Origin of the sequence: Pseudomonas sp. S3E12 (genome assembly GCF_001702295.1) — a bacterium.
Lineage (GTDB): Bacteria > Pseudomonadota > Gammaproteobacteria > Pseudomonadales > Pseudomonadaceae > Aquipseudomonas > Aquipseudomonas marginalis.
This window is the reverse complement of the sequence record NZ_MBDT01000002.1, coordinates 67947-92022: the sequence shown is the minus strand read 5'-3', so window position 1 is coordinate 92022 and position 24076 is coordinate 67947. Positions and strand designations below refer to the sequence as shown.

26 protein-coding genes are annotated in these 24076 nt (G+C 61.2%); 16 read left to right on the top strand and 10 right to left on the bottom strand.

Translation table 11 applies throughout. The features are described from left to right. Window position 1 precedes the first annotated feature (1 nt). From BB029_RS00505 to BB029_RS00495, 3 genes are all read left to right on the top strand, one after another. Window positions 2-622 carry a 2-dehydro-3-deoxy-6-phosphogalactonate aldolase gene (locus BB029_RS00505; protein WP_065937889.1) on the top strand — a complete coding sequence of 207 codons (621 nt, stop codon included), beginning with the start codon at window positions 2-4 and terminating at the stop codon, window positions 620-622. Between the two features lie 47 nt (window positions 623-669). Next, window positions 670-1818, top strand: a complete 1149-nt coding sequence (dgoD, locus tag BB029_RS00500; RefSeq protein WP_003170741.1) for a galactonate dehydratase — start codon at window positions 670-672, stop codon at window positions 1816-1818. A 115-nt stretch (window positions 1819-1933) separates the two neighbouring features. After that, a complete protein-coding gene (locus tag BB029_RS00495) occupies window positions 1934-3244 on the top strand; it encodes an MFS transporter (protein WP_027608138.1) in 1311 nt (436 codons plus the stop codon). A 36-nt stretch (window positions 3245-3280) separates the two neighbouring features. On the opposite strand, the gene BB029_RS00490 is transcribed toward BB029_RS00495, so the two are convergent. The 4 genes from BB029_RS00490 to trpB all read right to left on the bottom strand — a co-directional run bounded on the left by BB029_RS00490 (window position 3281) and on the right by trpB (window position 7708). Further along, the gene (locus BB029_RS00490; RefSeq protein ID WP_065937888.1) at window positions 3281-4933 is read right to left on the bottom strand and encodes a BBE domain-containing protein; all 1653 of its coding nucleotides are present in this window, start codon (window positions 4931-4933) and stop codon (window positions 3281-3283) included. A gap of 162 nt (window positions 4934-5095) precedes the next feature. Then, window positions 5096-5536, bottom strand: a complete 441-nt coding sequence (locus tag BB029_RS00485) for an anti-virulence regulator CigR family protein (protein WP_065937887.1) — start codon at window positions 5534-5536, stop codon at window positions 5096-5098. 135 nt (window positions 5537-5671) lie between these two features. Beyond that, entirely contained in the window at window positions 5672-6481 is an 810-nt protein-coding gene (trpA, locus tag BB029_RS00480; protein ID WP_065937886.1) for a tryptophan synthase subunit alpha, read from the bottom strand. Beyond that, window positions 6482-7708, bottom strand: a complete 1227-nt coding sequence (trpB, locus tag BB029_RS00475; protein ID WP_027608134.1) for a tryptophan synthase subunit beta — start codon at window positions 7706-7708, stop codon at window positions 6482-6484. A 111-nt stretch (window positions 7709-7819) separates the two neighbouring features. On the opposite strand from trpB, the gene BB029_RS00470 reads away from it, so the two are divergent. Continuing rightward, on the top strand, window positions 7820-8716 hold the full coding sequence (locus BB029_RS00470) for a LysR family transcriptional regulator (protein WP_065937885.1): 897 nt from the start codon (window positions 7820-7822) through the stop codon (window positions 8714-8716). A gap of 8 nt (window positions 8717-8724) precedes the next feature. Here BB029_RS00470 and BB029_RS00465 read toward each other — a convergent pair whose 3' ends face one another. After that, on the bottom strand, window positions 8725-9051 hold the full coding sequence (locus BB029_RS00465; RefSeq protein WP_003170746.1) for a YqjD family protein: 327 nt from the start codon (window positions 9049-9051) through the stop codon (window positions 8725-8727). A 156-nt stretch (window positions 9052-9207) separates the two neighbouring features. On the opposite strand from BB029_RS00465, the gene BB029_RS00460 reads away from it, so the two are divergent. Together BB029_RS00460 and BB029_RS00455 are read left to right on the top strand one after the other, a co-directional pair. Next, window positions 9208-9423 (top strand): dodecin, encoded by a 216-nt coding sequence (locus tag BB029_RS00460; RefSeq protein ID WP_027608132.1) that lies wholly within the window; start codon window positions 9208-9210, stop codon window positions 9421-9423. A 115-nt stretch (window positions 9424-9538) separates the two neighbouring features. Continuing rightward, a complete protein-coding gene (locus tag BB029_RS00455; RefSeq protein WP_005783407.1) occupies window positions 9539-9763 on the top strand; it encodes a DUF1161 domain-containing protein in 225 nt (74 codons plus the stop codon). 90 nt (window positions 9764-9853) lie between these two features. On the opposite strand, the gene BB029_RS00450 is transcribed toward BB029_RS00455, so the two are convergent. Continuing rightward, complete coding sequence (locus BB029_RS00450) at window positions 9854-10855, bottom strand: LLM class flavin-dependent oxidoreductase (RefSeq protein WP_065937884.1); 1002 nt, start codon at window positions 10853-10855, stop codon at window positions 9854-9856. 216 nt (window positions 10856-11071) lie between these two features. On the opposite strand from BB029_RS00450, the gene BB029_RS00445 reads away from it, so the two are divergent. Together BB029_RS00445 and BB029_RS00440 are read left to right on the top strand one after the other, a co-directional pair. Continuing rightward, on the top strand, window positions 11072-11503 hold the full coding sequence (locus BB029_RS00445; RefSeq protein ID WP_027608131.1) for an OsmC family protein: 432 nt from the start codon (window positions 11072-11074) through the stop codon (window positions 11501-11503). Window positions 11504-11649: 146 nt separating this feature from the next. Then, the gene (locus tag BB029_RS00440; RefSeq protein ID WP_017734725.1) at window positions 11650-11889 is read left to right on the top strand and encodes a DUF1161 domain-containing protein; all 240 of its coding nucleotides are present in this window, start codon (window positions 11650-11652) and stop codon (window positions 11887-11889) included. On the opposite strand, the gene BB029_RS00435 is transcribed toward BB029_RS00440, so the two are convergent. After that, window positions 11890-12312: a hypothetical protein gene (locus BB029_RS00435; RefSeq protein WP_065937883.1), complete on the bottom strand. Its 423-nt coding sequence runs from the start codon at window positions 12310-12312 to the stop codon at window positions 11890-11892. A 110-nt stretch (window positions 12313-12422) separates the two neighbouring features. Between BB029_RS00435 and BB029_RS00430 the strand changes: the two genes are divergently transcribed. Then, entirely contained in the window at window positions 12423-13463 is a 1041-nt protein-coding gene (locus tag BB029_RS00430; RefSeq protein ID WP_065937882.1) for an aminopeptidase, read from the top strand. 59 nt (window positions 13464-13522) lie between these two features. On the opposite strand, the gene BB029_RS00425 is transcribed toward BB029_RS00430, so the two are convergent. Continuing rightward, a complete protein-coding gene (locus BB029_RS00425) occupies window positions 13523-14182 on the bottom strand; it encodes an HAD family hydrolase (protein WP_065937881.1) in 660 nt (219 codons plus the stop codon). Continuing rightward, entirely contained in the window at window positions 14179-14721 is a 543-nt protein-coding gene (locus BB029_RS00420; RefSeq protein WP_065937880.1) for a gamma carbonic anhydrase family protein, read from the bottom strand. The genes BB029_RS00425 and BB029_RS00420 overlap by 4 nt, the downstream gene beginning before the upstream one ends. A 102-nt stretch (window positions 14722-14823) precedes the next feature. Here BB029_RS00420 and prlC point away from each other — a divergent pair, with 102 nt between their 5' ends. Both prlC and BB029_RS00410 read left to right on the top strand, forming a co-directional pair. Then, window positions 14824-16875 (top strand): oligopeptidase A, encoded by a 2052-nt coding sequence (gene prlC / locus BB029_RS00415; RefSeq protein WP_065926837.1) that lies wholly within the window; start codon window positions 14824-14826, stop codon window positions 16873-16875. Continuing rightward, a complete protein-coding gene (locus BB029_RS00410) occupies window positions 16872-17144 on the top strand; it encodes a YheV family putative zinc ribbon protein (RefSeq protein WP_027608125.1) in 273 nt (90 codons plus the stop codon). The genes prlC and BB029_RS00410 overlap by 4 nt, the downstream gene beginning before the upstream one ends. A gap of 25 nt (window positions 17145-17169) precedes the next feature. Here BB029_RS00410 and BB029_RS00405 read toward each other — a convergent pair whose 3' ends face one another. After that, complete coding sequence (locus BB029_RS00405) at window positions 17170-17856, bottom strand: tyrosine-protein phosphatase (RefSeq protein ID WP_065937879.1); 687 nt, start codon at window positions 17854-17856, stop codon at window positions 17170-17172. Window positions 17857-18129: 273 nt separating this feature from the next. On the opposite strand from BB029_RS00405, the gene BB029_RS00400 reads away from it, so the two are divergent. The 5 genes from BB029_RS00400 to BB029_RS00380 all read left to right on the top strand — a co-directional run bounded on the left by BB029_RS00400 (window position 18130) and on the right by BB029_RS00380 (window position 24067). Then, window positions 18130-18882: a gluconate 2-dehydrogenase subunit 3 family protein gene (locus BB029_RS00400; RefSeq protein ID WP_065937878.1), complete on the top strand. Its 753-nt coding sequence runs from the start codon at window positions 18130-18132 to the stop codon at window positions 18880-18882. A 2-nt stretch (window positions 18883-18884) separates the two neighbouring features. Then, entirely contained in the window at window positions 18885-20669 is a 1785-nt protein-coding gene (locus BB029_RS00395) for a GMC family oxidoreductase (protein WP_065937877.1), read from the top strand. A gap of 12 nt (window positions 20670-20681) precedes the next feature. Continuing rightward, complete coding sequence (locus tag BB029_RS00390) at window positions 20682-21980, top strand: cytochrome c (RefSeq protein ID WP_065937876.1); 1299 nt, start codon at window positions 20682-20684, stop codon at window positions 21978-21980. A 70-nt stretch (window positions 21981-22050) separates the two neighbouring features. Beyond that, the gene (locus BB029_RS00385; protein ID WP_065926840.1) at window positions 22051-23109 is read left to right on the top strand and encodes a PA0069 family radical SAM protein; all 1059 of its coding nucleotides are present in this window, start codon (window positions 22051-22053) and stop codon (window positions 23107-23109) included. Between the two features lie 226 nt (window positions 23110-23335). Beyond that, window positions 23336-24067 carry a carbonic anhydrase gene (locus tag BB029_RS00380; RefSeq protein WP_027608119.1) on the top strand — a complete coding sequence of 244 codons (732 nt, stop codon included), beginning with the start codon at window positions 23336-23338 and terminating at the stop codon, window positions 24065-24067. Window positions 24068-24076 lie beyond the last annotated feature (9 nt).

The window sequence follows — 24076 nt, the reverse complement described above, 5'->3', positions numbered from 1 at the left end:
CATGCTCAAGCAAGCACTGGCACAAAACGGTTTGATCGCGATCCTGCGCGGTGTGCGCCCGGACGAAGCCCTGGCGGTCGGCCAGGTGCTGTACGACGCCGGTTTTCGCGTGATCGAAGTCCCGCTCAACTCGCCGGACCCTTACACCAGCATCCGCACCCTGCGCGACAGCCTGCCCGCCGATTGCCTGATCGGCGCCGGTACGGTGTTGACGCCTGCGCAGGTCGAGCAGGTGAAGGCCGCTAGTGGCCAAGTGATCGTCATGCCCCACAGCGATGCCAAGGTCCTGCGCGCCGCCAAGGCCGCTGGCCTCTACCTGTCGCCGGGTGTGGCCACGCCCACCGAAGCGTTCGCCGCGCTGGACGAAGGCGCCGACGTGTTGAAGCTGTTCCCGGCCGAGCAAATGGGCCCTTCTGTGATCAAGGCGTGGCTGGCGGTATTGCCGGCAGGCACGTTGCTGCTGCCGGTGGGCGGCATTACCCCGGACAACATGCAGGTGTTTATCGACGCCGGCGCCAAGGGGTTCGGGCTGGGTTCCGGGTTGTTCAAACCGGGTATGACAGTGGATCAGGTAGCGAGCCGCGCCCAGGCTTATGTCGCCGCCTGGAAAGCCCTGAGCTGAGATCAAGTTCCGCGCCCCTGGCGCTGCATCTATAAGAGAGATAACAGATGAAAATCACCAAACTGACGACCTTTATCGTCCCGCCGCGCTGGTGCTTCCTCAAGGTCGAGACCGACCAGGGCGTGACCGGCTGGGGTGAGCCCGTAGTCGAAGGCCGCGCTCACACCGTGGCTGCGGCGGTCGAGGAACTGTCCGATTACCTGATCGGCAAGGACCCACGCAATATCGAAGATATCTGGACCGTGCTCTACCGCGGCGGATTCTACCGTGGCGGCGCCGTGCACATGAGCGCCCTCGCCGGTATCGACCAGGCGCTGTGGGACATCAAGGGCAAGGCCCTGGGCGTATCGGTCAGCGACCTGTTGGGTGGCCAGGTACGCGACAAGATTCGCGTGTACTCGTGGATCGGTGGCGACCGCCCGGCCGACACCGCCCGCGCCGCCAAAGAGGCTGTAGCCCGTGGCTTTACTGCGGTGAAAATGAACGGCACCGAAGAGTTACAGTTCGTCGACAGCTTCGAAAAAGTCGACCTGGCCCTGGCCAACGTCGCGGCCGTGCGCGATGCGGTCGGCCCTAACGTCGGCATCGGCGTCGACTTCCATGGCCGTGTGCACAAGCCCATGGCCAAGGTGCTGATGAAAGAACTGGACCCGTACAAACTGATGTTTATCGAAGAGCCGGTGCTCAGCGAAAACTACGAAGCCCTCAAGGAACTGGCGCCGCTGACCAGCACCCCGATTGCCCTGGGCGAGCGCCTGTTCTCGCGCTGGGACTTCAAGCGCGTGCTCAGCGAAGGCTACGTCGACATCATCCAGCCGGACGCTTCCCACGCGGGCGGTATCACCGAAACCCGCAAGATCGCCAACATGGCCGAAGCCTACGACGTGGCCCTGGCCCTGCACTGCCCGCTGGGCCCGATTGCCTTGGCGGCGTGCCTGCAACTGGATGCGGTTTGCTACAACGCGTTTATCCAGGAGCAAAGCCTGGGCATTCACTACAACGAGAGCAACGACCTGCTCGACTACGTGCGCGACCCGGGCGTGTTCGACTATGACCAGGGCTTTGTGAAGATCCCCAACGGGCCGGGCCTGGGTATCGAGATCAACGAGGAATACGTGATCGAACGCGCAGCCATCGGCCACCGCTGGCGCAACCCGATCTGGCGCCACGCCGACGGCAGCTTTGCCGAGTGGTGATGTCTGCCTGAAAGAACGCGGTCAAACATGTGGGAGAGGGCTTGCCTCCTCCCACATGTTGATCCGGTTTCTGCCGAAGTCCCTTCCTCAACAAATATAAGAAGAGGCACCTACCATGCAACCTGAATCCTTGAGCGGGCAGGCTTCTTTAGTCACGCCTACCCGAAAGCGCTACTTCATCATGGTGCTGCTGTTTATCACCGTGGTGATCAACTACCTCGACCGCAGCAACCTGTCGATTGCCGCTCCGGCGCTGACCAGTGAGCTGGGCATCGACCCGGTACATGTCGGGCTGATTTTCTCCGCGTTCGGCTGGACGTACGCCGCCATGCAGATCCCCGGCGGCTGGCTGGTGGACCGGGTGCCGCCGCGTATCCTCTACACCGCCGCCCTGTTGCTGTGGTCCATCGCCACCGTGATGCTCGGTTTTGCCGCCAGCTTCATCGCGCTGTTTGTGCTGCGCATGGCGGTGGGTGCCCTGGAAGCACCGGCTTACCCCATCAACAGTCGCGTGGTCACCAGTTGGTTCCCCGAGCGTGAGCGCGCCACGGCCATTGGTTTCTACACCTCCGGGCAGTTTGTCGGGCTGGCGTTCCTGACGCCGGTCCTGGCCTGGTTGCAGCACCATTACGGCTGGCACATGGTATTTGTCGTGACCGGTGGCGTGGGCATTCTGTGGGCGGCGATCTGGTATGCCCTGTATCGCGAGCCTCGGGACTTCAAAGGCGTCAACGCCGCTGAAATCGAGTTGATCCGCGAAGGCGGCGGGCTGGTGGACTTGAGCGCCCAAGCGAGCAAGAGCAAGGCGCCCTTCAGTTGGGTCGACCTGGGCATTGTCCTGAGCAAGCGCAAGTTGTGGGGTATCTACCTGGGGCAGTTCTGCCTGAACTCCACGTTGTGGTTCTTCCTGACCTGGTTCCCGACCTACCTGGTGAAATACCGCGGCATGGACTTCATCAAGTCCGGCATGCTCGCGTCACTGCCCTTCCTCGCGGCTTTCGTCGGCGTGTTGTGTTCGGGGTTGTTTTCCGACTGGCTGATCCGCCGTGGCGCTTCGGTGGGGTTTGCCCGCAAGTTGCCGATCATCAGCGGCCTGTTGATCTCGACGGCGATCATTGGCGCCAACTTCGTCGAATCGACACCGTTGGTCATCGCTTTCCTGGCCCTGGCGTTCTTCGGTAATGGCCTGGCCTCGATCACCTGGTCGCTGGTCTCGACCCTTGCCCCGGCACGTCTGCTGGGACTGACCGGCGGGGTGTTCAACTTCATCGGCAACCTGGCGGCGATTGCCACGCCGATCGTCATCGGTTTCCTGGCCAGCGGCGATTCGTTTGCCCCGGCGATCACTTACATCGCCGTGCTGGCGCTGTTGGGCGCACTCTCCTATGTGCTGCTGGTGGGCAAGGTCGAGCGGATCGAGCTGTAAACAGTGGGCGGCCTGCGGGCCGCCCGTTGGCCGGGCTCAGGGCACCGACATTTCGTTACGGAACACATTCAACGGATCCCAGCGTTGCTTGGTTCGGCGCAGGCGGCTCTCGATGATCGTGTTGGGGAAGAAAATTCCATACCACAGAGGGTTCCTGGGGTTCGCGGGATTGCCACCGAGGTGGGTCATGTCCAGGTCGGGGTAGTTGATGTAGCAGCCCTCGAACTCCGGGTCATTGGGAACGCCGTTGGTGAATGCAGCGTAATAGAGGCCGCGGATCCAGTCGGCATGGGCGCGGTCGATGGCGTCATCGTCGGCGTGCCAGTAACACTGCGGTTGCCATTTGAGGTACGAGGAGCGTTGCGCGGCTGACGTCTGGGCCAGGATCGGGCCGTCCATCTGGTTGATGCGCCCGCCAAATGACTGGATCTGGATCAGGCTTTGGGTCAGGTATTGCTGATCGTCCGGCAAGTTCAGCGTCGTCCAGATCGCATCCAGCACGCGCTGTGTAAATCCGCCTTTCTGATACGCCGATTTATACCGGCCGCGCTGATTGTCGCCGGAGCCGTTGAGTGATTGGGTGGCGTACAACCAGTCCAGGCGCCTGGCGCTTTTGTGGGCGCTCCGCAGTGAATCGATCCGGCGACCCTTTTGCCGACCACGTGGCTGATGCACGACGTGGAACGGCAGGAGCGACTCTGTCGCACTGACGCCCACCGCGGCCTGCATGCTGCTGACAAAGTCGTTGAAAGGCGCCAGGTCATCGAGCTTCCCGTCCTTGTCGACGTAGTGAATGCCGAGGGTCACGTTGCCAGTATTGAGGTGGCGCATCTCCAGTTTGGTGGCCAGGCCCCAGGTTTTCGGGTCGGCCTGATGATCCACGAACCAGTTTTGATAGGCGTGCAGCAAACGTTCGAGGGCGGCGCGTGTGAGGTTTGACCAGTCCCATTCCAATGGCAGCCAGAGCACTTCCTCCGGGGCTTGCGGCAGCGTCTTGAAATAGTAACTGGTGATGATGCCGAACTGCCCGCCACCGGCGCCGCAACAGGCGGCGAACAGGTCCAGCTCATCGGTGTCGAGGCTGTTACGGGACACATGGACAGGTTCAAGACCTGAGCCGGAAGCATTGGCGACCAGCAGGTCGACGCCGTCCAGCCAGTCGCAGACCAGCCCGTATTTACGCGACAGCAGCCCATAGCCACCACCGCAGATATGCCCGCCCAGTCCCACCGAATAGCAGGATCCACTGGGCAGCGCCTTACCTGCCAATTTGTACAGCGCGACGCTGGTATCCCAGTTCTGGCAGCCGGGCTCCAGCCGGAATGCATAGCGATGGGGCGACGCGGGTACCAGCACGGAGCCGATTTGCCCGTTGGGGTCGTAGGCCAATTGGTTCATCTGGCCGATGTCCAGGATCGACAACACCTCGCCTGGCGCATCCGGCATCTTGTTAGAGACGAATCCTTCATAGCAATGCCCGCCGCTGCGCACCGTGATGCGGCCGTTGGGCATAGCCAGGGCCTGGGCGGCTGCGTCGAGGATGTCTTGTGGGTTGCGGCAGAGGTAGATGAGGTTGGCGCCGTTGGGTGAAGACTCGCCCTGGACGTTACCCAATGGCCAGCGCAGGTTGAAACCCTTTTGCAACGTGGAATGACGACGGTCCGAGGGGGTGATGAGATCAAATGCCATGATGGACTCCTGGGAGACGATAATGACTTCTGATGCAGCTAACTTAACGACCGGCAACGCAAGAAGGCGTGACTTGCAGAGGTGGTTAGACGGCAATAGGCACGAAGTGTGTTGAGGGAGTGTGTTCCCCCTCAAGCCTAGCCTATATGGAAAAAGCCCGGATCAGTTCAGCACGCCGTCCAGAATTTCATAGACGATACCGGTACCCACCGCGATCAACACCACATCCGGCCCCGAACGGCGCCACTCATAACCCGGGTAAACCGGCAGGCGCGCCAGCGCACGGTTGTCCAGGCGCTCGCCGTAGTAGCCGCGCGGCAGGGGTTGGCCGCGCACCAGGCGCACATTCGGCGGCGGCGGTGCGCCACGGGAGAACTGGCCGTGGTTGTCGTGAATGATCTGGCGTACCGGGCCGAAGTCCTGGGGTGGGCCTCCGCGACGGTTGTCCTGCGGGCCGCGATGCTCGTCGCCCCGTTGCTCGTGCTGGCCTTGCGGGCCGCCACGGTCGTCACCCCGCTGGTCAGGCGGCGCGGCTTGCACCAGGGCGCTGGCGCCAAGCACCAGCGCACCAAGGCCTGCAATCACGGATTTAGGCATTTTCATCGGGTATTCCTCAGGGCACACATACAAAAAAGGGATCTCGAACGCGGCTCGAAATCCCTTGGTCTTGCTGTTTAGGCCGTGATTGCGCGCGTTGATTCCTCTGTATCAGGAACTTTACCTCTCGCTACATGGCGCTTACTTACGGGCGTTGCGCACACCTTCCGACAGCGCCGCGCACAGGCTCAATACGCCATCGATTGCTTGTTGATCGTTACTGGCATTGGCGATGTGATCGATCAGGGCCGAGCCCACCACCACGCCATCGGCCAGGCGCGCGATGGCGGCCGCCTGTTCCGGTGTGCGTATACCAAAACCGATGCTGATCGGCAGGTCGGTATGCCGACGCAGGCGGGTCACGGCTTCCTCGACGTGTTCCAGGGTCGCGGCGCCAGCACCGGTCACACCGGCCACGGATACGTAGTACACGAACCCGGAACTGCCGTTGAGCACGGTCGGCAGGCGCACGTCATCGGTGGTCGGCGTGGTCAGGCGGATAAAGTCGATACCTGCGGCCTGGGCCGGGTCGCACAGCTCGCCGTTATGTTCTGGCGGCATGTCGACCACGATCAGGCCGTCGACGCCGGCCTCTTTGGCGTCAGCGATGAACTTAGGCACACCGTATTTGTGGATCGGGTTGAAGTAACCCATCAACACCAGCGGGGTGTCGTTGTTGTCCCTGCGGAACTCACGCACCATCTGCAGGGTTTTCAGCAGGTTCTGTTTGGCTTCCAGCGCGCGGATGTTGGCCAGTTGGATGGCCGGGCCGTCGGCCATCGGGTCGGTGAAGGGCATGCCCAACTCGATCACATCGGCGCCCGCAGCGGGCAAGCCCTTGAGGATCGCGAGCGAGGTGTCATAACCCGGGTCGCCGGCCGTGACGAAGGTCACCAGGGCGGCGCGGTTTTGTTCCTTGAGTTGCGCAAAGCGGGTTTGCAGGCGGCTCATTTAGTGTTTCTCCTGCTGAGACTGTTCCATGTGGTGCATCACGGTCTGCATGTCTTTATCGCCACGGCCGGACAGGTTGACCACCATCAGGTGATCCTTCGGCAGGGTCGGTGCGCGCTTGAACACTTCGGCCAGGGCGTGGGCGCTTTCCAGGGCAGGAATGATCCCTTCCAGGCGGCAGCATTTGTGGAACGCGTCCAAGGCTTCATCGTCAGTCACCGAGGTGTACTGGACACGGCCGATATCGTGCAACCAGGCGTGTTCCGGGCCGATGCCTGGGTAGTCGAGGCCGGCGGAAATCGAGTGGGCGTCGATGATCTGGCCGTCGTCGTCCTGCAGCAGGAAGGTACGGTTGCCGTGCAGCACACCCGGTACGCCACCGTTGAGGCTGGCGGCGTGCTTGCCGGTCTCGATGCCGTGGCCGGCGGCTTCAACGCCGATGATCTCGACGCTGGTGTCGTCCAGGAACGGGTGGAACAGGCCCATGGCGTTGGAGCCACCGCCGATGCATGCCACCAGGCTGTCCGGCAGGCGGCCTTCCTGGGCTTGCAGCTGGGTGCGGGTTTCCTTGCCGATCACGGCCTGGAAGTCGCGCACCATCGCCGGGTACGGGTGCGGGCCGGCCACGGTGCCGATCAGGTAGAAGGTGTCGTCGACGTTAGTCACCCAGTCGCGCAGGGCTTCGTTCATGGCGTCCTTGAGGGTGCCGGTGCCGGCGACCACCGGGATCACTTCAGCGCCCAAAAGCTTCATGCGGAACACGTTGGCCTGTTGGCGCTCGATGTCGGTGGTGCCCATGTAGATCACGCACTGCAGGCCGAAACGCGCGGCCACGGTGGCCGTGGCTACGCCGTGCATACCGGCGCCGGTCTCGGCGATGATGCGTTTCTTGCCCATGCGCCGCGCCAGCAGGATCTGGCCGATGCAGTTGTTGATCTTGTGCGCGCCGGTGTGGTTCAGCTCTTCGCGCTTGAGGTAGATCTTGGCGCCGCCGCAGAACTCGGTCAGGCGCTCGGCGAAATACAGCGGGCTGGGGCGGCCGACGTAGTCGCGCTGGAAGTAGGCCAATTCTTCGTTGAACGCCGGATCGATCTTGGCCGCTTCGTATTCGCGGGCCAGGTCGAGGATCAACGGCATCAGGGTTTCGGCGACGTAGCGGCCGCCAAACGCGCCAAACAGGCCGTTGGCGTCAGGGCCGTTGCGCAGATCGGTCTGGGACTGAGTCATGGGACGCTCCAGGTAGGAATTCTGTATGGGAAGCAATGACGGCCACTCTACCCCTCACATCCGGCGCTGAAAACCGATAAGATCGCTGCAACCTGTCAGGAAAACTCACAGATGAGCCGCGACCTCCCGCCCCTCAATGCCCTGCGCGCATTTGAAGCCACTGCCCGCCTCAACAGCGTCAGCCAGGCTGCCGAGCAATTGCACGTGACACACGGTGCGGTCAGCCGCCAGTTGAAAGTGCTGGAGGAGCATTTGGGTGTCAGCCTGTTCATCAAGGACGGGCGCGGCCTTAAACTCACAGATGCAGGTGTGCGGTTGCGAGATGCCAGCGCCGAGGCGTTCGAGCGCTTGCGGGACGTGTGCGCCGAACTCACCCAGGCCAGCGCCGACGCACCTTTCGTGCTCGGCTGCTCAGGCAGTCTTCTGGCGCGTTGGTTGATCCCGCGCCTGGGGCGCTTGAATGCCGACCTGCCGAACCTGCGCCTGCACCTGTCGGCGGGCGACGGCGACCTCGACCCTCGACGCCCCGGTCTCGATGCCCTGCTGGTCTTCGCCGAACCGCCGTGGCCGGCGGATATGCAGGTATATGAACTGGCGAGCGAGCGTATCGGCCCGGTGATGAGCCCGCGTTTTGCTGGCTACGAGCGCCTGCGCCAGGCGCCGCCGCACGCCTTGTGTGGCGAAGCTTTATTGCACACTACTTCACGCCCGCAAGCCTGGCCCAGTTGGGCGCAACGGCACGGCATCGAGCCCGGCGCGTTGAAACACGGCCAGGGTTTTGAGCATTTGTATTATTTGCTGGAGGCGGCGGTGGCAGGGTTGGGTGTGGCGATTGCGCCAGAACCGCTGGTAGCAGAGGATTTGCGTGCGGGTCGCCTGGTGGCGCCATGGGGTTTCAGTGAAACCCCGGCGCACCTGGCGTTGTGGCTACCCAAGCGTGCCGCAGACGGGCGTGCGGGTCAGTTGGCGCACTGGCTCAAGGCTGAGCTGGCGCGCCAGCCGGTGTAGCCGGTCAATCAGTCACCGCGTTTGCACAGCAGGTAAGCTGCCAGCAGGCCCAGTGCGCCAACGGCGACGCCGGCGGTGGTCCATGGGTGCTCTTGTGCGTAGTCCCGGGTAGCAACACCGGTTTCGCGGATTTTGACTTTGCTTTCTTCGTAGGCATCGCTGATCAGGTGACGGGAGTGCTTGAGGGCATTCTCGGCATTGCTTTTCAGGGCCTTCAGGGTTTTGCGCGACTCATCCGACGCATCGTCCTTGAGGCTCTCAAGGGACTTGAGCAGGCTTGAAATCTCGGCTTCCATGCTTTCCAGCGACGCTTTGCGTAAAGAAGTGTTGGCCATGTGAATTCTCCTGAAGTGATTGAGTGGCGTGTGTAGATACCGACTCCAGCGTTTTCAGAAAGTGCAGTAAATCTGAACTTTCGGGTAGGAACGGTCGCCAGAAGCAGTATGAACAATGACTGCTAGGCTTTATTGACGACCCTCAGGAGAAACACCATGTCTGATCATCACACCTACAAGAAAGTCGAATTGGTAGGTTCTTCCACCACCAGCATCGAAGACGCAATCAACAATGCCCTGGCCGAAGCCAACAAGAGCATCAAGCACTTGGAGTGGTTTGAGGTGACGGAGACCCGTGGTCATATCAAGGACGGCAAGGTCGCCCACTACCAGGTCACGCTCAAGGTGGGGTTTCGAATTGCCAGTAGTTGATCGCACTGGTTGAACTTGCCGGCTGGCCGATTGCCATAACCTGCGCTACAAACAATGGGTGCCGATGCCTGCAGCGTCGGCACGCTCGTTTCAATCAGCGCAAGGAAAGTGACGGATGAAGAAGTTCCTGTTAGCGGTAGGTTTGTTGAGCATTGCGGGCACGGCCCTGGCGGCGGGCAAGCCTTGTGAAGAGCTGAAAAGTGAAATTGCAGCGAAAATCGACGCCAAGGGCGCTTCGGGTTATTCGCTGGAAGTCGTGGATAAAGGCGCCTCGACCGACGCTAAAGTGGTTGGCACCTGTGAAGGTGGTACCAAGGAAATCGTCTACAAGCGCGGTTAATTCCGTGTGGCAGGCTTGAAGCCGACGCACCTGTGGCTAGGGAGCAAGCTCCCTAGCCACAGGTGCGTCGGTATTTTTTCGCCTGGGGATTTAGCCCTTCATCAACTGCGCCAGCAGCTCGTAGGAATGAATCCGATCGGCGTGCTCGTACAGGTCGCAGGTGAAGATCAATTCGTCGGCGCCGGTCTGTTCGATCAGCACTTCCAGTTTGGCGCGGATCTTCGCCGGGCTGCCCACCATTGCCAGTCCGAGGAAACTGCCGACGGCGTCTTTTTCATGGGACAGCCACAGGCCGTCCATGGTTTTCACGGGTGGGCGCTGCACCAGGCTTTGCCCACGCATCAAGGCAAGGATGCGCTGGTACACCGAGGTGGCCAGGTAGTCGGCCTGTTCATCGGTGTCGGCGGCAACCAAGGGAATGCCGAGCATCACGTAAGGCTTGTCCAGCACGGCCGAGGGCTTGAAGTGGTTGCGGTACACGCGAATCGCCTCGTGCATCAAACGCGGTGCGAAATGGGAGGCGAAGGCGTAGGGCAAACCGCGTTCGCCCGCCAGTTGCGCGCTGAACAGGCTGGAACCCAGCAACCATACCGGTACGTTGGTGCCGGTGCCGGGCACCGCAATCACCCGTTGGTCCGGTGTGCGTGGGCCGAGGTAGGCCATCAGCTCGGCCACGTCTTCCGGGAAGTCATCCGCGCTGCCGGAGCGTTCACGGCGCAGGGCGCGAGCGGTCATCTGGTCGGAGCCGGGTGCGCGGCCCAGGCCCAGGTCGATACGGCCGGGGTAGAGACTTTCCAGGGTGCCGAACTGCTCGGCGATCACCAGCGGTGCATGGTTGGGCAGCATCACGCCGCCGGAGCCGACACGAATCGTCGAGGTACCGCCGGCCAGGTAACCCAGCAATACCGAGGTGGCCGAGCTGGCGATGCCATCCATATTGTGGTGTTCCGCCACCCAGAAACGGTTGTAGCCGAACTTTTCCACATGCTGGGCCAAATCCAGGGAATTGCGCAGCGACTGCGCCGGGCTGCCGTTGGCGCGCACCGGCACCAGGTCGAGGGTCGAGAACTTTACGTCGGACAGCGATTTCATAAGCCTGCTTCTCCAATGGGGGCGCAGGCTTCTTAGACGAACCAGAACCTGCCGCTTCAATGTGCATATCCTATGCAATGAGGGCATATACCCGAGATTCAATAGGGAAGGTTAAATTTCCTACTTAATCGCTAGGTTTCTCTTACAAGTGAACTTTGCCGGCGCGTCTATCCTCAGAACCTTACCGACGCAAAACCACCGTTCGAGGAGAAAGCTATGAGTATCGTTAAAAAGGCATCCGCGCATTGGGAAGGTGATCTGAAGACTGGCCTGGGCTCCATTTCCACCGAAACCGGCGTGCTGCGCGAAGCGCCCTACGGCTTCAAGGCCCGTTTCGAAGGCGGCAAGGGTACCAATCCTGAAGAACTGATTGGCGCGGCCCACGCCGGCTGTTTCTCCATGGCCTTTTCCATGATTCTTGGCGACGCCGGGCTCAAGGCTGACAGCATCGACACCCAGGCCGAAGTGACCCTGGACCAGGTCGATGGCGGCTTCGCGATCACCGCCGTGCACTTGGTGCTCAAGGCCAAGATTCCAGGTGCCAGCCAGGCGCAGTTCGATGAATTGAGCAAGAAAGCCAAGGAAGGGTGCCCGGTGTCCAAGGTACTGAATGCGAAGATCAGCCTGGATGCCACGCTGGTCAGCTGATATTGCAGGCCCACTGTGGGAGGGGGCCAGCCTCCTCCCACATTTTGTTCTGCGTTAAATCAGAACTCGTGTTTCCCGAATGTGGTCCTATAGCCTATGCAGCCTTAGGCGCACACCCGTGCGCATGCATTCAGGGAGCTTCACACATGAAACGTTTTGCTTTGGCGATCATTTGCGGTGTGTTGGCCACATCGGCTGTGGCCGCACCAAAAGACTGCGAAGAGCTCAGGAAAGAGATTGAGGTCAAGATCCAGGCGAACGCGGTTCCGTCCTACACCTTGGAAATTGTCAGCAAGGAAGAGGCTGACAAGCACGACGTCGCCATGGTCGTCGGCAGCTGTGAGAACGGTACCAAAGCCATCATCTATCAGAAGAACAACGATTGATCAGAGACAGTTGACGCTGCGCTCTTCCGCCAGCAATTGGCGAGCGGCGTTATACAGCCGGATATTCGGCGTGAAGGCCAATGAGCGCCCTTCCAGGCGATAGCGTTGGCCTGCCTCGAAATGGTCGTACTGCAGCGTGATGAAACAGGTGCGGTCGGCCGTTTGCCCAAAGCCATTGAGGCTGCCGCCGGTCGGCACCTCGAAATCGAAGCGCACCATCAACTCGTGACTGCCCGGTGGCACCTGGAAGTAGCGTCCGTCCGGCAGGTTCTTACCATCCAGGCGCTGCGCCATCACCAGCTTGGCACCCGGCGTTGGCGTAGCGAAATCGACCCAGGCCTGATGCGGGTCGACCGGCGGCAGGGGGGTCGAAGCGCAGGCGCTGAGCAACAGGGCGACGGTGGGAAGCAGGAGCTGGCGCATGGCAGGTACTCAACGCAAGGAGAGGTTTGAGTATAAACACGCCACGCCGTGGAAAAATCCCCTTCAGGCGCGATAGTCTGGCGAACACATCACCCAGGAGCGGTCGGGGCATGGTCAGGCGTTTTCTTCCAGGGTTGATAGTCGTGCTGCTCAGTGGCTGTTCCAGCGTCAGTTACTACAGCCAATTGGCGGGCGGCCAGTGGCAGCTGTTGCGAGCCCGTGAACCGGTTGCCGAGGTCATCGCCGATCCGTCGCGGCCGCAGGGGCTGCGTGATCATCTGGCTCAAGCACAGAAAGCCCGAACCTTCGCCAGCGAACACCTGCATCTGCCGGACAACCAAAGTTACCGGTTGTATGCGGATATTGGTCGACCCTATGTGGTCTGGAATGTCTTCGCCACGCAGGAGTTTTCCTTGGCGCCTCAAACCCATTGCTTCCCCATTGCCGGTTGCGTGGCCTATCGCGGCTATTACAGCCAGGGCGCGGCACGGGGTGAGGCGGCGTTGTTGCGCCAGCAAGGCATGGACGTATCGATGGGTGGCGTCGAGGCCTATTCCACCCTGGGTTGGTTCAACGACCCGATCATGAATTCGATGATGAACTGGGGCGACGAACGCTTGGCCACACTGATCTTCCATGAGCTGGCGCACCAGCGGTTCTACGTGAAGGATGACACCGAATTCAACGAGTCGTTTGCCAGCTTCGTCGAGCAGGAAGGTACCCGCCAGTGGCGCGCGGCCCAGGGCCTGGCGCCGCTTGGCAATTCGACGCAGCAGCGGGACCAATTTACCCAACTGATCCTCGATACCCGTAAGCGCCTGGAAAAACTCTACGTGCAACCGCTGTCCGTCGAGGCGATGCGCCAGGCCAAGGCGGCCGAATTCGAGGCGTTGCGCCGTGAGTACCGGCAGATGCGCGATAGCCAATGGGGCGGGGACAAGCGTTATGACGCCTGGATGAACCTGCCGATGAACAATGCGCGGTTGTTGCCGTTCGGGCTGTATGACCGGTGGGTGCCGGCGTTTGCGGCGTTGTTCAGGCAGGAAGGCGGGGATTGGCGCAAGTTTTACGCCGCAGTGGAGAAGATGGGCGAGTTGCCGGTGGCGCAGCGCAAGGCTGCGTTGAGGCGGTTGGAAGGTCCTGATCTGTAGAGCCTCATCGGGGGCAAGCCGCTCCCAATGTGGGAGGAGGCTTGCTCCCGATGGCGGCCTCAGGGCCGTTGCAAAAACGCCTGATGCATCTGCGCCAACGTCTCGAAATGCCAGGTCGGCGCCTCGGCGTTCAACTCTTCGAAACTGCCAAACCCATAACCGACGGCCGCCGAATCCACACCATTGCTGCGCGCCCCGATCAGGTCGTGCTTACGATCACCGATCATCAAGGTGGTCGCCGGGTCCAGGCCTTCTTCGCTGATCAGATGCGCAATCAACTCGACCTTGTTGGTGCGTGTCCCGTCCAGTTCGCTGCCGTAGATCACCTTGAAGTGCCTGGCAAAATCGAAATGCCGCGCGATCTCGCGGGCAAACACCCAGGGCTTGGACGTGGCGACGTACAACTGGCGGCCCTGCTTGCCCAGGTCTTCGAGCAGCGGCATCACGCCGTCGAATACGCGGTTTTCATACAGCCCGGTGACCTTGAAGCGCTCGCGGTAGAAATTCACCGCCTCCCAGGCCTTGGCCTCATCGAAGTCGTAGAACTGCATGAAGGCTTGCAGCAACGGCGGGCCGATGAAGTGTTCGAGCTGGGTCAGGTCGGGTTCGTCGATGCCCAGTTTGCCAAGGGCGTACTGGATCGAGCGGGTGATGCCCTCCCGTGGGTCGGTGAGGGTGCCATCCAGGTCGAACAGGACGGTTTGGTAAGGGAGGGTCATTGGTCGAATCCTTCAGCCAGGTGCAGGTCTTTGAGCTTCACGTAGTTGGCGGCGCTGTAGGTGAAAAAGGCGCGTTCCTTGTCAGTCAGCGGGCGGATTTGTTTAACCGGGCTGCCCACATACAAAAAACCACTGTCGAGTTTCTTGCCCGGTGGCACCAGGCTGCCGGCGCCGATGATGACGTCGTCTTCCACCACGGCGCCGTCCATCACGATGCTGCCCATGCCGATCAAAATCCGGTTGCCCACCGTGCAGCCATGCAGCATGACCTTGTGGGCGATGGTCACGTCATCGCCGATCAGCAGCGGGAAACCGTCAGGATTGAACGGTCCGGCATGGGTAATGTGCAGCACGCAGCCGTCCTGCACGCTGGTGCGCGCGCCGATACGGATGCGGTGCATGTCGCCGCGAATCACGGTCAGCGGCCAGACCGAGCTGTCGGTGCCGATTTCGACATCGCCGATCACCACCGCCGAAATATCGACAAAAGCCCCGGTGCCCAGGGTTGGCGTGTGGTTCTGATAGGTGCGAAGGGTCACGATAGCCTCTCTCTTATGTGCTGATAGCTGCGGTGGGCGTTGATTGTAATTAAGATGGCCCCATCTTTGTTCTTACATGTTTCTTCAGCCAAGGTGCCAACCGTGAGCGCGAACAACCCTCTTCTGCAGTCCTACGACCTGCCGCCGTTCTCGGCGATCCGTGCCGAGCACGTGCAACCGGCCATCGAACAGATCCTCGCCGATAACCGTGTTGCCATCGAAGGCATCCTGCAAAGCCAGGGTAAAAATCCGACATGGGCCGGCCTGGTGCTGGCCATGGACGAATTGAATGATCGCCTGGGCGCCGCCTGGAGCCCGGTCAGCCACCTCAACGCCGTGTGCAACAGCGCCGAGCTGCGCGAAGCCTACGAGGCGTGCCTGCCGGCATTGAGCGCCTACTCCACCGAGATGGGCCAGAACCGCGCGCTGTTCCAGGCCTTCGAAGCCCTGGCCAACAGCCCGGAAGCCGCCGGTTTCGATGTGGCGCAAAAAACCATCCTCGAACATTCCCTGCGCGACTTCCGCCTCTCGGGTATCGATTTGCCGCCTGAGCAGCAAAAACGTTATGCCGAGGTGCAGAGCAAGCTTTCCGAGCTGGGCAGCAAATTCTCCAACCAACTGCTGGACGCCACCCAGGCTTGGACCAAGCACGTCACCGAGGAAGCCACCCTTGCCGGCCTGACCGATTCGGCCAAGGCGCAGATGGCTGCTGCCGCGCAGGCCAAAGGCCTCGACGGTTGGCTGATCACCCTGGAGTTTCCAAGCTACTACGCGGTCATGACCTACGCCCAGGACCGCGCCCTGCGCGAAGAAATCTACGCGGCCTACTGCACCCGTGCGTCAGACCAAGGCCCGAATGCCGGTCAGAACGATAACGGCCCGGTGATGGAACAGATCCTCGACCTGCGTCAGGAACTGGCCAAGCTTTTGGGTTACGCCTCGTTCTCCGAGCTGAGCCTGGCTACCAAGATGGCCGAGTCCAGCGACCAGGTGCTGAGCTTTCTGCGGGACCTGGCCAAGCGCAGCAAGCCGTTCGCTGCCCAGGACCTGCAACAGCTCAAGGCCTACGCCGCCGAACAAGGCTGCGCCGACCTGCAAAGCTGGGACAGCGGTTTCTACGGCGAAAAGCTGCGTGAGCAGCGCTATAGCGTGTCCCAGGAAGCCCTGCGCGCCTACTTCCCGATCGACAAGGTGCTGGGCGGCCTGTTCGCCATTGTGCAGCGTTTGTACGGCATCGAGATTGCCGAGCAAAAAGGCTTCGACACCTGGCACCCGGATGTTCGCCTGTTTGAAATCAAGGAAAACGGCCAGCACGTCGGGCGCTTCTTCTTCGACCTCTACGCCCGCGCCAACAAGCGTGGCGGTGCCTGGATGGACGGCGCGCGCGACCGTCGTCGCACCATCGACGGTGTGCTGCAAAGCCCGGTGGCGAATCTGGTGTGCAACTTCACCCCGGCCGACAGCGGCAAACCTGCCCTGCTGACCCACGATGAAGTGACCACTCTGTTCCACGAATTCGGCCATGGCCTGCATCACCTGCTGACCCGCGTAGAGCATGCCGGCGTGTCCGGTATCAATGGCGTGGCGTGGGATGCGGTGGAGTTGCCGAGCCAGTTCATGGAGAACTGGTGCTGGGAGCCGGAAGGCCTGGCGCTGATCTCCGGCCACTATGAAAGCGGCGAGCCACTGCCCCAGGACCTGCTGGAAAAAATGCTCGCGGCGAAGAACTTCCAGTCCGGCCTGATGATGGTGCGCCAGTTGGAGTTCTCGCTGTTCGACTTCGAGTTGCATGCCACCCATGGCGATGGCCGCAGCGTGGCGCAGGTGCTCGAAGGCGTGCGCGATGAGGTGTCGGTGATGCGTCCTCCGGCCTACAACCGTTTCCCCAACAGCTTTGCGCACATCTTCGCCGGCGGTTATGCCGCGGGCTACTACAGCTACAAATGGGCCGAAGTGCTGTCGGCGGATGCCTTCTCCAAATTCGAAGAAGACGGTGTGCTCAATGCCGAGACCGGCCGTGCCTTCCGCGAGGCGATCCTGGCGCGCGGCGGTTCCCAGGCACCGATGGTGCTGTTCGTCGACTTCCGCGGACGTGCCCCGTCGATTGACGCACTCTTGCGCCACAGCGGCCTGAGTGAGGACGCAGCAGCATGAGTGAAGGGCCTGTGATTACCAAAAAGCAATTTATCGCCGGGGCGGTCTGCCCGGCGTGCAGCGAGCCGGACAAGTTGAAGATGTGGACCGAGGACAGCGTGCCGCATCGTGAGTGCGTGGCCTGCGGGTATACCGATACGCTGAATGATCAAGGCCTGTCGGTGCCCAAGGAATTGGGCACGCGGGTCAATACATCGGCGTTGAAAGCGCCGGATCCGAAGGTGCAGGCGGTGCAGTTTTTCCCTAACCCGAAGCTGAAGAAAGACTGACTCGTCTACCCCCTGGGAGTGCGTCTCAGGGGGTAACCAGCAGTGCGGTTTTTTCCTCGGCGGGGTCGTGATCCTTGCTCGCCGGGTTCAGCCAGCTGTTCATTGAGCACAAGGCAAACGCGCTGGTGCTGCAATCGCCATTCGCCAAGGCTGTGCGCAACTTGTCGATATCGGCCCTCATCATGTAGCGAACGCCGTCCTTGAAGCCGTTACTGGTGCCGAAACCGCCCAGGGTCATCTCGTTCAGCGCATCCTCCTTGCTCCATCCCTGGATCACCACGCGATACATCGCCGCCATCAGGCCGGTGCGGTCAGAGCCGTGCATGCAGTGCATCAGCACCGGGCCGTCAGCTTCCGCTTCCTTGATCGCCCTGAGTGCTGCCAGCACGTCAGAGTCATCCACATGGTTGGTGCGATAACTCAACTGAACCTGACGGATGCCTGGCGCCTTCAGCCAGTTGCTATCGGACTCGGGCAGGAAGTTGATCACGGTGCCGATCTTGAGCTGTTCCAGCAACGGTGCTGCATTGCTATCCGGCAATGCGCTGCGATAGAGCGTGGGCGTCATTTGATGCAGGTTGTAGCGGTCGCCCACTGGCTGGGCCCATTCTGGAGAACGCAGGGACGTAGTGTCATCGGCCCGCGCAAAAGCTGTGGTGAACAGTGCCATGAACGCCAGGCCCAGGGCCGGCAACCAATGATGCTTGTACATGGGCGACGTCACCCTACAGGGAGTGGTTGATGGCGCCCAGAGTCAGTCACGGCGGGTCAAGGAGGTGTGAGGTGTGCGTCAAAGAATCGTGAATCCTCAATCTTTAGTCGCTGAAGCGATTCTCTCGATGCTTAGGCTGCTATCATTTGTAACTATTGTTTGCGCGCTGCGCTCTATCTCCCTGGATTGCCTGGATCCAGTTCGCCGCCCGACAACGCCAAGCCACTCCCTAGAAGCGGCTGATAACCCGTGACCACATGATGAGGTGCCACCATGTCTGATCAAGATCAAGACAACCCCCGGCGTGACTTTCTACGCAAATCCTTGACCTTGATCCCGGTGGTCACGGTTGCCAGCACCGGCCTTGGCGGTTCGATGCTGATGGCGACGCCTGCGCCGGTCGAGGCCGCGCCAGCCAAGCCTGTAGCCAGCGAGAACGCCTACGAGCCAAGCTATTTCACTGCGGAGGAATGGGCGTTTATCAATGCTGCCGTCGAGCGTCTGATCCCGGCCGATGCCCAAGGCCCCGGCGCCCTGGAAGCTGGCGCGCCGGAGTACATCGACCGGCAGATGAACACGCCTTACGCCAGCGGTGCCCTGTGGTTCATGCAAGGCCCGTTTAATGCCGATGCGCCGCCGGAGATGGGTTGGCAGAGCAAGTTGGTGCCCAAGGACATCTATCGCCTGGGTATTGCCGCGACGGATACCTGGTCGAAGGCGTTCAACGGCAAAGTTTTTGCTGCGCAAGACAGCGCTACCCGAGACGATATGTTGCGGCGCCTGGAGGCGGGCGGCAGTGAAGTCACGGCACATTTTGACGCGGTGCCGCCGAAGATGTTCTTCAACCTGCTGCTGCAAAACACCAAGGAAGGCTTCTTCTGCGACCCGATCCATGGTGGCAACAAAGGCATGGTCGGCTGGACCATGATTGGTTTCCCCGGCGCCCGCGCCGATTTCATGGACTGGGTGGAACGCAACGAGCAGTACCCCTTCCCGGCAGTATCCATCCGCGGCGAGAGGGCATAAACGTGGCGACCATCATGAAGAAAGTGGATGCGGTGATTGTCGGCTTCGGCTGGACCGGCGCGATCATGGCCAAGGAGCTGACGGAAGCCGGACTGAACGTGCTGGCGCTGGAGCGCGGCCCGATGCAGGACACTTACCCGGACGGCAACTATCCCCAGGTCATCGACGAACTGACCTACAGCGTGCGTAAAAAACTCTTCCAGGACATCTCCAAGGAGACGGTGACGATTCGCCATAGTGTGAATGACGTTGCCTTGCCTAACCGTCAGCTCGGCGCGTTTTTGCCGGGTAACGGCGTGGGCGGTGCGGGCTTGCACTGGTCGGGCGTGCATTTCCGTGTCGATCCGATTGAACTGCGCATGCGCAGCCATTACGAAGAGCGTTACGGCAAGCATTTCATTCCCAAGGACATGACCATCCAGGACTTCGGCGTGAGTTACGAAGAGCTGGAGCCGTTTTTCGACTATGCGGAAAAAGTCTTCGGCACCTCAGGCCAGGCCTGGACCGTGAAAGGCCAGGTGGTGGGCGAAGGTCGTGGCGGCAACCCCTATGCGCCGGACCGTTCCAACCCGTTTCCGTTGGAAGCGCAAAAGAACACAGTCTCCGCACAGCTGTTTCAGAAAGCCGCCGCCAGCGTCGGGTACAAGCCCTACAACCTGCCCTCAGCCAATACCTCGGGGCCTTACACCAACCCCTACGGCGCGCAGATGGGCCCGTGCAACTTCTGCGGTTTTTGCAGCGGCTACGTGTGCTACATGTACTCCAAGGCCTCGCCGAACGTGAACATCCTGCCGGCGCTGCGCCAGGTGCCGAATTTCGAGCTGCGGCCCAACTCCCACGTGCTCAAGGTCAATCTGGACAGCACCAAGAGCAAGGCCACCGGCGTGACCTACATCGACGCCCAGGGCCGAGAGTGCGAACAACCGGCAGACCTGGTGATCCTCGGCGCGTTCCAGTTCCACAACGTGCGGCTGATGCTGCTGTCGGGCATCGGCAAGCCTTACGACCCGATAACCAATGAGGGTGTGGTGGGCAGGAACTTTGCCTACCAGAACATGGCCACCATCAAGGCGTTCTTCGACAAGGACACCCATACCAACAACTTTATCGGTGCCGGCGGCAATGGCGTGGCCATCGATGACTTCAACGCCGACAACTTCGATCACGGGCCCCATGGCTTTGTGGGCGGTTCGCCGATGTGGGTCAACCAGGCCGGCAGCCGGCCGATTGCCGGTACGTCCAACCCGCCCGGCACGCCGGCCTGGGGCAGTGCCTGGAAGCGCGCCACCGCCGATTACTACACCCACCAGGTGTCGATGGATGCACACGGTGCCCATCAATCCTACCGGGGTAACTACCTGGATCTGGACCCGGTCTACCGCGATGCCTATGGCCTGCCGTTGCTGCGCATGACGTTCGACTGGCAGGAAAACGACATCAAGATGAACCGCTTCATGGTCGAGAAAATGGGCAAGGTCGCCGAAGCGATGAACCCCAAGGCGATAGCCGTGCTGGGCAAAAAAGTCGGTGAGCACTTCAACACCGCGTCCTACCAGACCACCCACCTCAACGGTGGCGCGATCATGGGGACCGACCCGAAGACCAGTGCGCTGAACCGCTACTTGCAGTGCTGGGATGTGCACAACGTGTTTGTCCCCGGCGCATCCGCTTTCCCACAGGGCTTGGGCTACAACCCTACCGGCCTGGTGGCGGCATTGACCTACTGGTCGGCCCGGGCGATCCGCGAGCAGTACCTGAAAAACCCCGGCCCGCTGGTTCAGGCATAAGGAGCGATGACCATGAAAACATTTGTTATCGCGACGTTTGCCCTGCTCAGCAGCTGCTCGATCAGTGCCGCCGAAACCGACCTGATCAAGCAGGGCGAATACCTGGCCCGCGCCGGCGACTGCGTGGCCTGCCACACCGCCAAGGGCGGTAAACCGTTCGCCGGTGGCCTGCCGATGGAAACCCCCATCGGTGTGATCTATTCCACCAACATCACCCCGGACAAGACCGGCCTGGGCGACTACAGCTTCGAGGACTTCGACAAGGCCGTACGTCACGGTGTCGCCAAGAGTGGTAGTACGCTTTACCCGGCGATGCCCTACCCGTCTTATGCGCGCGTCAGCGAAAGCGACATGCAGGCGTTGTATGCGTACTTCATGAAGGGCGTGGAACCGGTCGCCCAGGTGAACAAGGACAGCGACATTCCGTGGCCGTTGAGCATGCGTTGGCCGCTGGCGGCGTGGCGCTGGATGTTTGCCCCTGAGGTGGTGGATAAGCCTGTCGTGGCCGACGCAGACCCGGTGATCAGCCGTGGCGCCTATCTGGTGGAAGGCCTTGGCCACTGTGGCGCGTGCCATACACCACGCGCCCTGACCATGCAGGAAAAAGCCCTGAGCGCGACTGACGGCAAGGCCTTCCTGTCCGGCAGCGCGCCACTGGAAGGCTGGATCGCCAAGAGCCTGCGCGGTGACCACAAGGACGGCCTCGGCAGTTGGAGCGAGGCGCAGCTGGTGCAATTCCTCAAGACCGGTCGCAGTGATCGCAGTGCGGTGTTTGGCGGTATGAGCGACGTGGTCGTGCATAGCATGCAGTACATGTCCCAGGACGACCTGACCGCTATCGCCCGTTACCTCAAGAGCCTGCCGGCGGTGGATCCGCAGGACCAGCCGCACCAATATGACAAGCAGGTGGCCGAGGCGCTGTGGAAGGGCGATGACAGCAAGCCCGGTGCCTCGGTGTATATCGACAACTGCGCGGCCTGCCACCGCACCGACGGCCATGGTTACACGCGGGTGTTCCCGGCGTTGGCGGGCAACCCGGTGGTGCAGACGGCGGACGCCACGTCGTTGATCAACATCGTGTTGAACGGCGGCACGTTGCCGGCCACTCACACGGCACCGTCGACCTTTACCATGCCGGCGTTCGCCTGGCGCCTGTCGGACCAGGAAGTGGCGGATGTGGTCAGTTTCATCCGTGGCAGTTGGGGTAACCAGGGGGCCGCGGTGAAAGCCAGTGACGTGGCCGACCTGCGCAAGAACGACATGCGCACCACCTCGGGGGATGATCTGGGGCAGGTCACCCAAAAGCACTGACCGCCAGACGGCACTGGTCAGGAACCTCGCGCCTCGATACTGTATATAAAAACAGTATCGAGGCGCTTTCATGTCTACTCCGCTGCCGCCCCGTGGTCGGGGCACGGCCACCAACCTGCACAACCGCTTTGCGCCCACCGTCAGCGTGGCCGAGGACGACGGCTGGTACCAGGAAGTGCCGCCGACCCAGGGCACCGAAGTGCGCATCGAAACGGCCAAGACCATCATCACCCGCAACAACTCGCCGGACCTGCCGTTCGACCGCTCCATCAATCCCTATCGTGGCTGCGAACATGGCTGCATTTACTGCTATGCACGGCCCAGCCACGCCTATTGGGACATGTCGCCGGGGCTGGATTTTGAAACCAGGCTGATCGCCAAGAGCAATGCGGCCGACGTGCTGGAACAGCAGCTGTCGAAGCCGGGCTATGTGTGTGCGCCGATCAACCTGGGTTCCAACACCGACCCGTACCAGCCTATCGAGCGTGAGTACAGGATCACCCGGCAAACCCTCGAAGTGCTGCTGCGCTATCGGCACCCCGTCACCATCATTACCAAGGGCTCGTTGATCCTGCGCGACCTGGACCTGCTGGCGGAGCTGGCCAGGCAACGCCTTGTGGCGGTGATGATCAGCCTCACCAGCCTGGATGATGAGCTCAAGCGCATCCTGGAGCCGCGCACCGCCGCGCCCAAGGCACGGTTGCGGGCCATACGGGTGATGCGCGAGGCGGGCATCCCGGTGGGTGTGCTGTGCTCGCCGATGATCCCGATGATCAACGACAGCGAGTTGGAAAGCCTGCTTACCGAAGCCCATGCCGCCGGTGCGCAGAGTGCGGCGTACATGATGTTGCGCCTGCCGCTGGAGGTGGCGCCGCTGTTCGAGGAGTGGCTGGCGGCGCATTACCCGCAGCGTGCGGCCCATGTGATGAGCCTGGTGCGCCAGGTGCGCGGTGGGGAGGTCTACGACAGCCGGTTCGGTGTCCGCATGCGGGGCGAGGGGCCGTTTGCCGACCTGCTGGCCCAGCGTTTCAGCAAGGCGATCAAACGCCTGGGGCTCGATCGCAGAGAAGGCTTCAATCTGGATTGCACAGCGTTCTGTCCACCGGGCAGACAGATGGCATTGTTGTAGACTGAAAAGGCAGAATGCACCGTTCCTGTAGGAATAGTCGCGTTTTGACATCACTGAAACCCGCGATCTAGAGCGGTTCATTCAGTTTGAGTTAAGTTTCGGTGGTTACCTTGTTCAGCGAGTGACTGATGAGTCGGCAGCCTGGTTTGTGGCTTTTACAACTATTTCACTGGCCTGGCGTCGAACTGACCTGAAAACTCCCCTGCATTAATCAAGAGGATGAATCATGAGTGACAAGGATAAACAGCCGTTGGCTGCGTCGGCTTCAGCCCCTCAGGTGGCAGAGTCTGCCGATGCAGCGCTAAAACATATCGTTGACGGCTTTTTGCATTTCCATCACGACGTCTTCCCTCAGCAGGAAGAACTCTTCAAGAAACTCGCCACGGCCCAGAGCCCACGGGCGATGTTCATTACCTGCGCCGACTCGCGCATCGTGCCTGAGCTGATTACCCAAAGCTCTCCCGGCGACCTGTTCGTGACCCGCAACGTCGGTAACGTCGTGCCGCCTTATGGGCAGATGAACGGCGGTGTTTCCACTGCCATCGAGTACGCGGTACTGGCCCTGGGCGTGCAGCACATCATCGTGTGCGGGCACTCCGATTGTGGCGCCATGCGCGCGGTCCTCAACCCCGCCAGCCTGGAGAAGATGCCAACGGTAAGGGCCTGGCTGCGGCACGCTGAAGTCGCCAAGTCCATGGTCGAGGACAATTGCGACTGTGCCAACGAAGGCGAGAGCATGAAAGTGCTCACCGAAGAAAACGTCATCGCCCAACTGCAGCATTTGCGTACCCATCCTTCGGTGGCGTCGCGCATGGCCAACGGTCAGCTGTTTATTCACGGCTGGATCTACAACATCGAGACCAGTGAAATTCGAGCCTACGATGCTGATCAGTCGGCATTCCGACCGTTAAGCGGCGAAGGGCCGATTCCTTCCGCGACGCCTAAAGCGCGCTTCTAAACACTTCCC

Excerpts from the sequence above, each read along its gene's own strand:
- BB029_RS00505 (WP_065937889.1), top strand. The coding sequence starts at position 2 with ATGCTCAAGCAAGCACTGGCACAAAACGGTTTGATCGCGATCCTGCGC.
- dgoD (WP_003170741.1), top strand. The coding sequence starts at position 670 with ATGAAAATCACCAAACTGACGACCTTTATCGTCCCGCCGCGCTGGTGC.
- BB029_RS00495 (WP_027608138.1), top strand. The coding sequence starts at position 1,934 with ATGCAACCTGAATCCTTGAGCGGGCAGGCTTCTTTAGTCACGCCTACC.
- BB029_RS00490 (WP_065937888.1), bottom strand. The coding sequence starts at position 4,933 with ATGGCATTTGATCTCATCACCCCCTCGGACCGTCGTCATTCCACGTTG.
- BB029_RS00485 (WP_065937887.1), bottom strand. The coding sequence starts at position 5,536 with ATGAAAATGCCTAAATCCGTGATTGCAGGCCTTGGTGCGCTGGTGCTT.
- trpA (WP_065937886.1), bottom strand. The coding sequence starts at position 6,481 with ATGAGCCGCCTGCAAACCCGCTTTGCGCAACTCAAGGAACAAAACCGC.
- trpB (WP_027608134.1), bottom strand. The coding sequence starts at position 7,708 with ATGACTCAGTCCCAGACCGATCTGCGCAACGGCCCTGACGCCAACGGC.
- BB029_RS00470 (WP_065937885.1), top strand. The coding sequence starts at position 7,820 with ATGAGCCGCGACCTCCCGCCCCTCAATGCCCTGCGCGCATTTGAAGCC.
- BB029_RS00465 (WP_003170746.1), bottom strand. The coding sequence starts at position 9,051 with ATGGCCAACACTTCTTTACGCAAAGCGTCGCTGGAAAGCATGGAAGCC.
- BB029_RS00460 (WP_027608132.1), top strand. The coding sequence starts at position 9,208 with ATGTCTGATCATCACACCTACAAGAAAGTCGAATTGGTAGGTTCTTCC.
- BB029_RS00455 (WP_005783407.1), top strand. The coding sequence starts at position 9,539 with ATGAAGAAGTTCCTGTTAGCGGTAGGTTTGTTGAGCATTGCGGGCACG.
- BB029_RS00450 (WP_065937884.1), bottom strand. The coding sequence starts at position 10,855 with ATGAAATCGCTGTCCGACGTAAAGTTCTCGACCCTCGACCTGGTGCCG.
- BB029_RS00445 (WP_027608131.1), top strand. The coding sequence starts at position 11,072 with ATGAGTATCGTTAAAAAGGCATCCGCGCATTGGGAAGGTGATCTGAAG.
- BB029_RS00440 (WP_017734725.1), top strand. The coding sequence starts at position 11,650 with ATGAAACGTTTTGCTTTGGCGATCATTTGCGGTGTGTTGGCCACATCG.
- BB029_RS00435 (WP_065937883.1), bottom strand. The coding sequence starts at position 12,312 with ATGCGCCAGCTCCTGCTTCCCACCGTCGCCCTGTTGCTCAGCGCCTGC.
- BB029_RS00430 (WP_065937882.1), top strand. The coding sequence starts at position 12,423 with ATGGTCAGGCGTTTTCTTCCAGGGTTGATAGTCGTGCTGCTCAGTGGC.
- BB029_RS00425 (WP_065937881.1), bottom strand. The coding sequence starts at position 14,182 with ATGACCCTCCCTTACCAAACCGTCCTGTTCGACCTGGATGGCACCCTC.
- BB029_RS00410 (WP_027608125.1), top strand. The coding sequence starts at position 16,872 with ATGAGTGAAGGGCCTGTGATTACCAAAAAGCAATTTATCGCCGGGGCG.
- BB029_RS00405 (WP_065937879.1), bottom strand. The coding sequence starts at position 17,856 with ATGTACAAGCATCATTGGTTGCCGGCCCTGGGCCTGGCGTTCATGGCA.
- BB029_RS00400 (WP_065937878.1), top strand. The coding sequence starts at position 18,130 with ATGTCTGATCAAGATCAAGACAACCCCCGGCGTGACTTTCTACGCAAA.
- BB029_RS00390 (WP_065937876.1), top strand. The coding sequence starts at position 20,682 with ATGAAAACATTTGTTATCGCGACGTTTGCCCTGCTCAGCAGCTGCTCG.
- BB029_RS00385 (WP_065926840.1), top strand. The coding sequence starts at position 22,051 with ATGTCTACTCCGCTGCCGCCCCGTGGTCGGGGCACGGCCACCAACCTG.
- BB029_RS00380 (WP_027608119.1), top strand. The coding sequence starts at position 23,336 with ATGAGTGACAAGGATAAACAGCCGTTGGCTGCGTCGGCTTCAGCCCCT.